11 protein-coding genes are annotated in these 13,175 nt (G+C 31.9%); 1 reads left to right on the forward strand and 10 read right to left on the reverse strand.

All coding sequences use genetic code 11. The features are described from left to right. Positions 1-5 precede the first annotated feature (5 nt). From LQ608_RS10075 to LQ608_RS10110, 8 genes are all read right to left on the reverse strand, one after another. Complete coding sequence (locus tag LQ608_RS10075) at positions 6-1,031, reverse strand: nucleoside-diphosphate sugar epimerase/dehydratase (protein ID WP_239751717.1); 1,026 nt, start codon at positions 1,029-1,031, stop codon at positions 6-8. An 11-nt stretch (positions 1,032-1,042) separates the two neighbouring features. Continuing rightward, the gene (locus LQ608_RS10080) at positions 1,043-2,848 is read right to left on the reverse strand and encodes a polysaccharide biosynthesis protein (RefSeq protein ID WP_481817137.1); all 1,806 of its coding nucleotides are present in this window, start codon (positions 2,846-2,848) and stop codon (positions 1,043-1,045) included. 52 nt (positions 2,849-2,900) lie between these two features. After that, positions 2,901-3,665 (reverse strand): tyrosine-protein phosphatase, encoded by a 765-nt coding sequence (locus LQ608_RS10085; protein WP_239751719.1) that lies wholly within the window; start codon positions 3,663-3,665, stop codon positions 2,901-2,903. Then, positions 3,665-4,363 carry a polysaccharide biosynthesis tyrosine autokinase gene (locus LQ608_RS10090; protein ID WP_239751720.1) on the reverse strand — a complete coding sequence of 233 codons (699 nt, stop codon included), beginning with the start codon at positions 4,361-4,363 and terminating at the stop codon, positions 3,665-3,667. The genes LQ608_RS10085 and LQ608_RS10090 overlap by 1 nt, the downstream gene beginning before the upstream one ends. 15 nt (positions 4,364-4,378) lie before the next feature. Beyond that, entirely contained in the window at positions 4,379-5,047 is a 669-nt protein-coding gene (locus LQ608_RS10095; RefSeq protein ID WP_239751721.1) for a Wzz/FepE/Etk N-terminal domain-containing protein, read from the reverse strand. A 541-nt stretch (positions 5,048-5,588) separates the two neighbouring features. Further along, the gene (locus LQ608_RS10100; RefSeq protein ID WP_239751722.1) at positions 5,589-7,235 is read right to left on the reverse strand and encodes a phospho-sugar mutase; all 1,647 of its coding nucleotides are present in this window, start codon (positions 7,233-7,235) and stop codon (positions 5,589-5,591) included. A 17-nt stretch (positions 7,236-7,252) separates the two neighbouring features. Continuing rightward, entirely contained in the window at positions 7,253-8,137 is an 885-nt protein-coding gene (gene galU / locus LQ608_RS10105) for a UTP--glucose-1-phosphate uridylyltransferase GalU (RefSeq protein ID WP_107509225.1), read from the reverse strand. A gap of 146 nt (positions 8,138-8,283) precedes the next feature. Continuing rightward, positions 8,284-9,156, reverse strand: coding sequence for a MurR/RpiR family transcriptional regulator (locus LQ608_RS10110; protein WP_239751723.1), 873 nt, complete (start codon positions 9,154-9,156; stop codon positions 8,284-8,286). A gap of 158 nt (positions 9,157-9,314) precedes the next feature. Here LQ608_RS10110 and LQ608_RS10115 point away from each other — a divergent pair, with 158 nt between their 5' ends. Then, on the forward strand, positions 9,315-10,721 hold the full coding sequence (locus tag LQ608_RS10115; RefSeq protein WP_239751725.1) for a 6-phospho-beta-glucosidase: 1,407 nt from the start codon (positions 9,315-9,317) through the stop codon (positions 10,719-10,721). Positions 10,722-11,283: 562 nt separating this feature from the next. On the opposite strand, the gene fba is transcribed toward LQ608_RS10115, so the two are convergent. Further along, the gene (fba, locus tag LQ608_RS10120; RefSeq protein WP_239751726.1) at positions 11,284-12,123 is read right to left on the reverse strand and encodes a class II fructose-1,6-bisphosphate aldolase; all 840 of its coding nucleotides are present in this window, start codon (positions 12,121-12,123) and stop codon (positions 11,284-11,286) included. Positions 12,124-12,149: 26 nt separating this feature from the next. After that, positions 12,150-13,169, reverse strand: coding sequence for an inositol 2-dehydrogenase (gene iolG, locus LQ608_RS10125; RefSeq protein WP_239751727.1), 1,020 nt, complete (start codon positions 13,167-13,169; stop codon positions 12,150-12,152). Between the last annotated feature and the right edge of the window lie 6 nt (positions 13,170-13,175).

A 13,175-nucleotide genomic window follows, 5' to 3' on the forward strand; every position in this document is an offset into this window, starting at 1 on the left:
CCTATTTAAGCTTTATTTTTATAACTATTTAGTTCATTTTTTACAAATTCTAATGACAATAATTTTTCTTTAATTTCTTCTACTGTTAGTTGGTATGTGTTATCTGAGTTATATTCATACGCTTCAGTTATTTCTTTACTACCATCTTCCACATAATTACTATAATTTAAGTCTCTAGAATCCGCTGGAACTCTATAATAGTCACCCATATCTTCTGCTTGTGCATATTCTTCTCTTGTAAGAAGCGTCTCAGCTTGTTTTTCACCGTGTCTAGTACCTATAATTTTAATTTCATTTTTTGCTTCAAAAAGTTCTAATAATGCTTGAGCTAAGTCACCCACTGTAGAAGCAGGCGATTTTTGAACCATAATATCTCCAGTTTCTGCATGTTTAAATGCATGTATAACTAATTCAACTGCTTCTTCTAAGCTCATTAAATATCTCGTCATATTTGGATCTGTAACTGTTAATGGCTCATTATTTTTAATTTTTTCGATAAACAATGGAATAACAGAGCCCCTTGAAGCCATAACGTTCCCATATCTTGTTCCACAAATTAATGTTTGATCTTTATCAACATTTCTTGATTTGGCAACAAATACTTTTTCCATCATAGCTTTAGAAATACCCATAGCATTTATTGGATATGCAGCTTTATCAGTAGAAAGGCATATTACTTTCTTTACATTTGCTCTTATCGCAGATTGTACAACATTTTCGGTGCCCAATATATTTGTTTTAACAGCTTCTATAGGGAAAAACTCACATGAAGGAACTTGTTTTAATGCAGCTGCATGAAAGACAAAGTCAACACCTCTCATAGCATTTTCTACACTCAATACATCACGTACATCACCTATATAAAACTTTAATTTATCATTATTATATTTTTTTCTTAAATCATCTTGTTTTTTCTCATCTCTTGAAAATACTCTTATTTCCTTAATGTCAGTGTGTAAGAATCTTTTCATCACTGCATTACCAAACGAACCTGTGCCACCTGTAATTAATATTGTTTTCCCTTTAAACATATCCTCACCCATTACTTTTGTATTTTTTTATCATGATTACTTTCGATATTATTATTGGTATAATTTATAATTTTTTCTTTAGTGAAACCGTTAAGTAAATCTGAAATAATTGATTCAACTTCTTCTTTATCAATATCTTTAACTTTTCCTCGATAAATCTTTTCGTATACTTGCTCTGGATGTATTTCATCTTTATTCAGCAATTCTTCAAATAATTTTTCACCTGGTCTAATTCCACTAAATTCAATACCTATATCTTCTTCTTTATAACCACTTAGTCTGATAAGGTTTTTAGCTAAATCAACAATCTTAACAGGTTTGCCCATATCTAATACGAATACTTCTCCACCTGTTGCTAAAGCACCTGCTTGAAGAACTAGTCTTGATGCTTCTGGTATTGTCATGAAATATCTTGTCATTTCTGGATGAGTAACTGTTACAGGTCCACCAGCCTCGATTTGTTTTTTGAAGAGTGGTATTACTGAACCTCTTGAACCAAGTACGTTTCCAAATCTGACTGCTACAAAATCAGTCTTACTTGTTTCGTTGTTCATACTTTGTATTACCATTTCTGCTATTCGTTTAGAAGCCCCCATAACGTTAGGAGGATTTACTGCTTTATCCGTAGAAACCATTACAAATTTACTCACTTCTGCTAATTTCGCAGCTTCAGCAGTATTTCTTGTCCCTAAAATATTATTCTTGATTGCTTCTTGTGGATTATATTCCATTAACGGTACGTGTTTATGTGCTGCTGCATGATAAACAACATATGGTTTATAATCTTGCATTATTTTTTTCATACGCTCTTTATCTTGCACGTCTGCAATAATGGGTACTACTTCGATTTGTTCTTTATATATTCTAGTAAGTTCTTGATGTATGTGATATATGCTATTCTCGCCGTGTCCGAGTAGTATGATTTTCTCTGGTGTGAACTTACAAACTTGTCTGCATATTTCAGAACCGATTGATCCACCTGCTCCAGTTACAAGTATTGTTTTTTGTGTTAATTCACTTGAGATAGATGCCATATCGAGCTCTACTGGGTCTCTTCCTAGTAAGTCTTCGACTTCTACTTTTTTCAATTGATTTACTTCAATTTCACCTGACATAACATTTTCTATGTTAGGCATTTTAAATACTTCAACTCTTGCGCCTTCACATAACTCATTAATTTCTCTTAATCTGTTTTGTGAAAGTGTTGGAATGGCAATAATAATTTTTTTAATATTAAATTTTTTAACTAAATCAGGTATATCTGAAATATAACCTTGTACCTTTACACCTGATGTTATAGACATCTTTTGTTTATTTGGATCATCATCTACGACAAGCACTGGTTCCATTCCCATATATGGTGTATTTAACATTTGGCGAATTAGTAAAGAGCCACCTCGACCTCCACCCACTATAAGTGTTGGTTTTCTCTTACCTTCAGTACTTATGAATGCTTTTCTAAATATTCTCCATGATAACCTTGAACCACCTATTAGTAATAAGTGCATCATCCAAGTTATAAAATATAATCTTAAAAATGGTGGTTGTTGTGTAACTATTGGAACAATTATCCCAGTAGCTATGATTGATCCCGTAACTGCTTTAACAATTAAGATTAATTCACTTACACTCGCATATTCCCATGCTCTATGATATAAATCGAAGATTTGAGCGAATACATGATGAGATATAAGCAATATAAGTGATGATAAAATTAACGTTTTAATTGAGTAGCTCTCAAAATATGGCTCTAAGATGTAATAACCTAAAAATACTGAAAAAGTAACAATTAGTGAGTCTATAACTAATAGCATCATGAGTCTTTGCTTAGTTGATATATATTCCAATTCTCATTCCCCTATTTCCTATTTAAAATAGACCAAAAAATTTGCTTTTCTTAAATTCAATTGGTCTTTCTTTTATTACATCTTTATTCTGTATCATTGCTTCATTGTTATTTAATAACCCTTTTATAGTAGGTTCCATATTTTTCAATTTTGGTGTGTTGAACAATTCCCCCAGACCGAACGGTCTATTCTCTGGGTGATGTGCATCTGAAGCAACAAAATGTATTAAGTTATGTTCTATCATTTGAATAGATAATTTCTGTAAGTTCTTACCTAGTTCCCCGGTTAAAGATGAAGCTGTTATTTGGCTTAATGCCCCATTATTTATTAATTCATAAAGCAAATTAATATCTTGAGCAATTGCTTTATTACGTTCAGGATGTGCTATAACAGGTATAAAACCTTTAGTTTGAATTTCATAAAGAAGATTCTTAGTGTAGTGTGGTACAGCATTAGAAGGTAACTCTATTAGAAGATATTTAGAATGATTAATTCCCTGAATTTGATGTTGATCTATATCCTCTAATACTTTGTCAGTTATTCTTATTTCTTGACCAGGATATAACTGAATATTAAAATCTTTAATTTGTTGATTACTTGTTAGGTCTTTAATTGCATTATTGACATCACTAAATATGTTGTTATACCTCGGATGTAAATGGTGAGGTGTAACAACAATACCTGTGATACCTTGTTCTTTAGCTTGTGTTAATAAAGCAATTGTGTCTTCTAATGTTTGCGGGCCATCATCCATACCAACTAATAAATGATTATGAATATCTATCATTATTCATCTTCCCCATAATAATAGTAAGAACTTGATGATTTATCTAATGGAGCTTTATTTAAAACAGCACCAAGAATTTTTGTTCCTGATTTTTCTAATAATTCTTTACCTTTTTTGACTGATTCTTTATTATTACTTTCAACATCTATTATGAAGATTGCATTTTTAGTTAATTCGCCAAATAATTGAGCATCTGTCACTGTATTAACAGGAGGCGTATCTACAAGAATAAAATCATACTGTTGTTTAAGTTCTTCAAATATATCCAACATATTTGTAGAACCAATTAATTCAGATGGGTTTGGTGGAATCGGACCTGAAGTTAAAACATCTAAATTTGTAATTTCAGTAGAATGAACTGCCTCTTCAAAAGTACTCTTATTTATTATTACATTAGACAATCCAGTAATATTATTTTTATTAAATATATAATGTTGAGTCGGCTTTCTCATATCTCCATCAATTACTAATGTTTTAAACCCTGCTTGTGCATATGTAATTGCGACATTTGCTGATACAGTTGATTTACCTGAAGCTGGTTTATCTGATGTCACTAACAATGTTTGAACTTCATCATCAGCTGTTGAAAATAAAATGTTCGATCTAATTCCTCTAAATTTCTCACTTACAACTGCTTTAGGTTTGCTATGAGTTATTAACGTCGTTACTTCTTTATCTAATTTCTTTTTCTTAGCCATACTATTAAACCTCCTTTATTGATTAAATCTTTGAATAGTTCCTAATACTGGTATATTCAATTGCTCTTCAACATCTTCTTCTGTTTTAATTCTCTTATCTAATATTTCTTTCAAGAAAATTATGATTAATGCAATAATTAAACCTAAAAATACACCGACCACTGCATTGATAAGTGGTTTAGGTGACACTTTACTTCCATTATTATCTGCTTCAGAAAGAATAGAAACATTATCTACTTTCATGATTTTACTAGCTTCTTTACTAAAAACATTCGCTATTTCATTTGCTACTTTACCTGCATTTTCACGACTTTCATTCTCAACAGTTATGTTTAAAATTTGTGATTCTGCTTGATTAGTAACTGTTAGCATTCCAGCAATTTCACCACTTGAATATTTGCCTTTTAAATTTTTAGATACTTTGTCTAATATTCTTGGACTTTTAATAATTTCTGAGTATGTATTTACGAGTTGTAAATCTGATTGCACTTGTTGAGCTATCATTTGGCTATCCGTTTCTTTCTGATTAACAAGCACTTGTGTAGAAGTTGAGTATTTCGGTGTCATAAATACGAATGTAATCACCATACTCAAAATTAGAAAAACGATTGGTAAAATAATTATATATTTTATGTTTTTCTTTAAAATTCCAAATAGTTTACTTAAGTCAATTGTCTCTTCCATAAAATCCTCCACTCTTATATTTAATGCAATTTAATTATACAACAATTATTTGTATTTACAATTGTGTTTATAAATATTCTAGAAATATTTTTTATACTGACACACTATTAAACTGAGCTTTATTTATATTTATTATATTAAATTTCAACCTTCTTTTAAATAAAATTATTCTAATATTCATTTAAATATGGTTATAAGTTTAATAATTCATCATTAAGTTACTTTGTACATTAAAAATTACATTAATTTACATCAAACACATATAAAAAAGCCTTATTGAGTAGAACACTCAATAAGGCTTTTGCTAAATTTCTTTTTTAAGTTGATTTATTATTAAGAAAAACTCTTTTTATTTCTTATATTTAAAAAATATAAATTGAATTTAAACATTAGATAATCAAAATTCTCGACTCATTTATCAAGTTTAATGATACCGAAGCGTATCATCACCCTATAAAAAAATAAGCTAACTGTATATAAATCCCTAAATACAGTTAGCTTATTTCATTTGTTTTAAATTTTATTTAAACGCTATCCTCTTCTACCCCAACTCATACTTCTTTTTAAACTCATCTATTACTTCTCCTAAGTCATCTACATCTAATGAAAAATACAGCTTCATTTTAGGTTCTGTTCCTGATGGTCTTACTGCTATAAATCCTTCTTTAAAGATAAATTTAATAAGATCTGTTTGTGGTAAGTGGATAGTTTCTTTATTACCGCTTCTTACACTATATGATTCTTGTGTTACATAGTTCTCTATAATCAATGGTGTCAAGTTTGATAGTTCTATTGTATTTAATTGTTTGAAGTTGCTCATGATTTGATTGATCTTTGTTCTTCCTGCTGCGCCTTCAAATGTTGGTGATAGTGTCTTGTCTTTATATTGTCCGTGTTCTTGATATATATTTTCTAATATATCTTTAAATGTATTACCTTCTTGTGCGAGTTGTTCTTTATACTTTATGAGTAATGCTGCTACTTGTATTGCATCTTTATCTCTTGAGATATCATCTACAATATATCCGTGGCTTTCTTCATATGCTAGGACAAGTTGTGAGGGATTATTTTCTAAGTTCATCAACTGTTCTGATATGTATTTAAAGCCTGTTAGGACGTTTATAACGCCTATGTCTAATGATTTCGCTAACTTCTCACTTAATGCACTTGTTACGACTGATTTGATGATGTATTTCTGTTTATCATCTGATAATTCTTCGTTTCTTAATTTCATAAGCAACAAGCCTATTTCATTTCCATTGAAATATTTCGTTGTGCCATCTTCGTATCTTTCTACAATCCCTATTCTATCTGCATCTGGATCTGTTGCGATTATCAACTGAGCGTCTTCACGTTCTGCTAATGCTTTTCCTAATTCAAATGTATCTTCCGCTTCTGGGTTCGCGATTTTCACTGTTGGGAAGTCTCCGCTTGGCGCTGATTGTGCTTGTTCTACGATATAATTAGTGTATGATAAATCATTTAATATTTCGGATAATAAAGGTAAACTTGTACCGTGCAAGCTTGTTAGAACAGTCTTTGTTGATGTTGTTGAAAAGTCACCGACTAATTCTTTAATCGCTGCTTTATATGCTATTGTTGTTGCTTCATTTAATGGCATCACGACTTGTTCTTCTTGTAATGCTTTTAAGTCTGTTGTCTTAATATTTAAAGGATCTTTTACTTTATCTATATAATGACTCAGTTCTTGCGATGGTTCTGTTAATAATTGTCCACCATCTGATCCATAAACTTTGATGCCATTATAATTTTTAGGATTATGACTTGCTGTAATCATAATGCCTGCTGTTGTGTTTAAATATCTGACTGCAAATGATAATTCTGGTGTTGATTTATATGTTTCTGGCAATATAACATGAACGCCATTTGTGCCTAATACTTTTGCTATTTCAATCGCAAATTCTTTAGATAAATGTCTCGTATCAAAGTGAATGACTACTTTAGGTTGTTCTGTTTTGATTTTTAAATATTTGGCTAATCCTAATGCAACCTTTTGTATAGTAAATTTATTTAAACGACCGGGTCCAATGCCAAACTTGCTTCTTATGCCTGCAGTTCCAAAGGATAATACATCTGAAAAACCTTCTTCAATTTCTTCATCTGATTGAAGTTTATAAAAGTGTTCCACTAAGCTTTCGGAAATTTTCTCTTCCCATTGTGCTTTCAAAGTTCTATCCCCTTTACCTAAATGTCTAATGATTGAATATATCGTTTAATTTCATTACTCATTTCTTCATCTTTTAAAGCAAATTCTATCGTTGTCTTCACAAATCCTATTTTTTCACCAACATCATAGCGCTGACCTTCAAAGTCATACGCATAAACTTTATCGTCTTTGTTTAAACGTTCTATAGCATCTGTTAATTGAATTTCTCCACCATTGCCTTCAGTTTGTGTTTCTAAATAATCGAAGATTTTAGGTGAAAGTACATATCTACCCATTATTGCAAGGTTAGATGGTGCTGTTCCTTGCTCAGGCTTTTCTACAAACCTTTCTACTTCATATAAGCGTTCATCTTGAGATTTCGGTTCGATTATACCGTAACGATGTGTTTCTGATTCAGGTACAGTTTGAACACCAATAACTGATTTGCCTGTTTCTTCGTATTGATCCATTAATTGTTTAATCGCAGGATTATCAGACTCTACAATATCATCACCTAGTAGCACGGCAAATGGTTCATTACCGATAAATTGTTTAGCTGTATGAATTGCATGACCTAATCCCTTTTGTTCCTTTTGTCTCACATAGAAAATATTCGCTAAATCGGTAGAGTATTGTACTCTATCAAGTAACTCTAATTTACCTTTTTCAAATAAAGTTGTTTCTAGTTCTTTTTGAATATCAAAGTGATCTTCAATCGCACGTTTATGTTTACCCGTTACGATGATAATATCTTCAATTCCAGCACGTGCCGCTTCTTCTACAATATATTGAATTGTAGGTTTATCTAATATTGGTAACATCTCTTTAGGCATCGCTTTCGTAGCAGGTAAAAATCTCGTCCCTAAACCCGCTGCTGGTATAATTGCTTTTTTTATTTTAAAGTTACTTTTATTGTTAAACATTTTAAAATTCCTTTCTAAACAAGCTCATTATCTATCTATATCAATTTATATTATAAAATACATTACAGGAATTCGCACATTTCATATGTAGACGTAATCATTCACTACTTATTATCTCTATAATTTCCAGTTAATACAATATTCATTTACTGATTTTCTTGAATCATTTTATTATGTGTAACGCGATGATCAAAGTTCTTGGCAATATTGATCTTGTAGTTTGTATGTTGTTCATAATCCTGTCCATATACACATGCGTAAAGTATATCCATTAGAAATCCTATTGAATCTCTTGTTGAGAAGTTGCTGATTTTTGAATAAAGCTTTTCTCGTGTTGATATGCGCAAAGTACTGTCTGCATATTTACTTACTGTGTTCTCTCCTATACTTGTTAATCCGATTATTGGAACTTTTTTCTTCTTTAACATTGGCAATAGTTTTAATATGCTTTGATTCTCTCCACTATAAGAGATAAATATTGCGCATGTGTCTTTTGTAGATTTTTCTATTTCAAAATGTGGTTCTAATGTGCATAGTTTAACAGTTTTGCCTATTTGATTCATCTTCATTTCGAACTCTTCACAAATCATTAAATTATGGTAGAGTCCAAATATTTTGATTGTATCTGCTTTTACTAAATAATCTACTGCTAAATCTAATGCTTGATTATTAATTAAATGTAGTGTGTCATTAATCGTCGTTTGGTTTAACAATGCTAATTTATGACTGATGGACATATTATTATCAGCTGCATCAAACGGGAAATTCGCATCGATTGATTCGTAATGCCGATTTAAATATTCTACTTCTTCTAAGAAATGTTCTTTTAATTCTAACCATCCATCATAACCTAATTTCTTCGCTATTCTAATCACTGTGGAAGGATGTGTATACGTTACTTTAGATATATGTTCTAATGTTTTAGTTTTTACTTTTTCTCGTTCTTCAAACAAATAATTAATGATGCTTTGTTCTGCTTCGGAAAAGATATCTTCTTTCATTCTTTCGGTTAATAACATGTTTAGAACTCCCCTTTGTAAAAATTAATTACAAACATTTATCTTTTTAGAAGGAAATTTGTAAATTTCATTTGATAATAGCACATTCGCCTCTTTAATCGTTACTTCTATTCTATACTTAACGTGTATAAGAAAGAAATCAATAGGGGGTATTTTAAATGGAAAAAGGTATTAAAATTGTAACAATCGGTGGCGGTAGTAGTTATACACCTGAATTGATGGAAGGTTTTATTAAACGTTACGAGTCTTTACCATTAAGTGAAATTTGGTTAGTTGATATTCCTGAAGGTCGAGAAAAATTAGAAACTGTCGGTAAGATGGCACAAAGAATGTGGGACGCTTCTCCTTACGATGTAACGATACATTTATCTTTGGATAGAAGAGAAGCATTAAAAGATGCAGATTTTGTAACGACACAATTTAGAGTAGGATTATTAGATGCTCGAATTAAAGATGAACGTATTCCGTTATCTCACGGATTCTTAGGTCAAGAAACAAATGGACCGGGTGGTATTTTTAAAGCGCTAAGAACGATTCCTGTCTTATTAAATATCGTTGAGGATATGAAAGAACTATGTCCAAACGCTTGGTTAATCAATTTTACAAACCCTAGTGGTATGGTGACAGATGCAATTGTACGATATGGGAAATGGGACAAAGTACTCGGCTTATGTAACGTACCGGTTAATAGTTTAATTAATGAACCTGAAATGATGAATGTTAAAGAAGGAGAACTTACGCATCACTTCGCAGGTTTAAATCATTTTCATTGGCATCGGGTAAAAGACGCTCAAGGTAACGATGTAACAGAACAATTGAATAAAAAGCTCGTAGAAGATGCATCGTCATTACCTTCTAATATTTTTGATGTATCATTTTTTGAAGAACAATTGCAACAAATGAATTTAATTCCATGTGGCTATCATAGATATTATTACCGAGCAGAAGAAATGTTAGAACATGCGCTTAAAGAATATCATGATCCACAAATCGGTACACGTGCAGAACAAGTTAGACAAACTGAGAAAGAATTATTTGAACTGTATAAAGATGAACATCTAGACCATAAACCAGAACAATTAAGCAAACGAGGCGGGACACACTATTCAGACGTAGCTTGTGAGACGATTGCTTCAATCGCATCAAATAAAAATACACACGTCGTTGTCTCTACAGTTAATAATGGCGCAGTACCAGACTTAGCACCAGAAGATGTAGTTGAAGTATCAGCATATATCAATGCAACAGGCGCACAACCAATCGCATTCGGCTCATTACACCCAGCAGAACGAGGATGGTTACAAGTCATGAAAAATATGGAACTATGTGTAGAAGAAGCAGCAGTAACCGGAGACTATGGCTTATTATTACAAGCCTTTATCATAAATCCATTAATACAAAGTGGTGAAACAGCCAAACAAGTAATGAACGAATTACTCATCGCACATAAAGCATATTTACCACAATTTTCCGAAACAATCGCACAACTAGAAGCACAAGGCATAGAAATAAAAGATGCCAAAGCAAGAGAACTAAGTGAGCATGTAGAATTGAGAAACGTATAGAATAGGACGGTTGGGATTGAAATGTGCTTATTTAGTACATTTCATTCCCGTCATCCACTACTAATATAATGATTTGAGGCTGGGACAAATTAATTTGTCCCAGCCTTTCATTGTGTAGTGTTGATCTTGAGAATGTCTTAGATTAACTGCCGAATTAATCTACAACTTAGCCAATCTCTTCGATTAACTTATGAGTTAATCTACAACTTAGCCGGACTCTTAGATTAACTACCGAATTAATCTACAACTTGGTCGATCTCTTAGATTAACTACCGAATTAATCTACAACTTAGTCGATCTCTTAGATTAACTTCAGACTTAATCTACAACTCAGTCAATCTCTTCGATTAACTTCCGGCTTAATCTACAACTTAGCCAATCTCTTAGATTAACTGCCGAATTAATCTACAACTTAGCCGATCTCTTTGATTAACTGCCTCAATCCCAACATATTTCAACAAAAAGACTACATCGTCCGAGATACGATGTAGTCTTTTCTAACGTTGTCAGTTGGTTATTCTGACGTTCGTGTTTTTATATAGGGTATGTGTTAATTGTATTTCTATGCTCTATTGTTAGACAAACATTTATGAATGATTGATTCTACAGTGTCTTGCATAACTTTTTTACTTGGATTCAAAATTTGTTGGGGGTTAAAAATATTTTGATCTTCTGTTAGTGTTTGTCTAAGTTGATTACTCCATGCGATATTGATTTCGGTATTAAAGTTTATTTTTGCGTGTCCTAATTTAATTGCTTTTACTAGGTCTTCGTCTGATATTCCTGATGCGCCATGTAATACTAAAGGGATATCGATGGCTTCTTGTATTTCTTCCATTTCTTTAAATCCTAAGTTTGGTTCGCCTTGGTATTTACCATGTACGGATCCTAATGCCGGTGCGAGTGTGTCTAGATTGGCTTCTTTCGCAAGTCTTATACAGTCTTCTAATCGTGCATATTGAACATTACCGATTACGCCATCTTCATTACCTCCGATTGCACCGACTTCACCTTCAACTATGACGTTATGTTTATGCGCATAGTCTACTATTTCTTTAGTCTTTGCTATATTTTCTTCGATTGGTAATTTAGAACCGTCAAACATAACCGAGTCGTAACCAGCATCTACTGCTTGTTTACAACCTTCTATACTCAATCCATGATCAAGATGTATAATAACCGGTACTGTTATATCCATTGACTCTATTTTGTTGTTAATTGTCTTACATATAAAATCATATCCACCAAGAAACTCAATAACTTTATCTGTCGTTCCTAAAATAATTGGGGAACGTGTTTTCTCTGCAGCTTTTAAAATACATTCTATCCATATTAACCCATTAACATTAATTTGAGGAATGGCATAATGTGATTCTTTAGCTTTTCGTATAAATGTATTCATTATTTAACGTTCCACCTTCCTTATGATTATAATGTTTTTGATTGACCGGTTAATAATGATTGAGGTGCATTTGCTAATAATGATTCTTTACATTTCATTGCGATTTCTTGTGCTTTATAACCATCTTCTATTGAACATAATACATCTGTATCATTTAAGATAGCTTCTATAAATCCATCGATTTCTATTTTGTAAGCTTCACTATATCTTTCTAAGAAGAAGTACGGTGGGTTATTTTTAGATATACCATCTGCACGGTGATAATTTAAAGTTGTAGTTTGCTCATTGCCTATATCTATTGCACCGTTATCACCTAATACTTCTACACGTTGATCGTATCCATATACACTTCTTCTACAGTTTTCAATTACAGCCATTGAACCATTTTCAAATTTAAGTGTAACGAGCGCTGTATCGATATCGTCATATCTAGCTATTTCCGGATTGACGAGTGCTCCACCTGTCGCATAAACTTCAGTTATTTCAGACTGCATTAAATATCTCGCCATATCAAAGTCATGAATCATCATATCCATAAATAATCCGCCAGAACGTTTAATATATTCTATCGGTGGTGGCTCAGGGTCTCTCGAAGTAATACGTAACGTTTGGATATTTCCAAGCTCACCTTTATTTAAAATTGTTTGAAGTTCTTTGAAGTTTTTATCAAATCTTCTATTGAAACCCATTTGTAATTTAACATTAGATTGTTGAACCGCTTCTAGTGCTTCTTTAGCTTCATCTATAGATAAACTAATTGGTTTCTCACAGAATATGTGTTTGCCTTTAGCACATGCTGCTTTAATAATATCTACATGTGTATCTGTTGGAGAACATATGACAATAACATCTACTTCTGGATCATTAATAATATCCATATGGTTTTTCGTTTTATTTTCTATACCTGCTTTTTTAATCCAATCCACCATTTTGTCGCAATATATATCTGAAATCCATTTAATTCTAACGTCTTTATGCGTTCTTAAATAATTGATATGTAATTGGCCAATACGTCCTGCACCAATTACGCCAAATGTAAGTGTCATAAACTT

Source organism: Mammaliicoccus sp. H-M34, assembly GCF_022386495.1.
Lineage (GTDB): Bacteria > Bacillota > Bacilli > Staphylococcales > Staphylococcaceae > Mammaliicoccus > Mammaliicoccus fleurettii.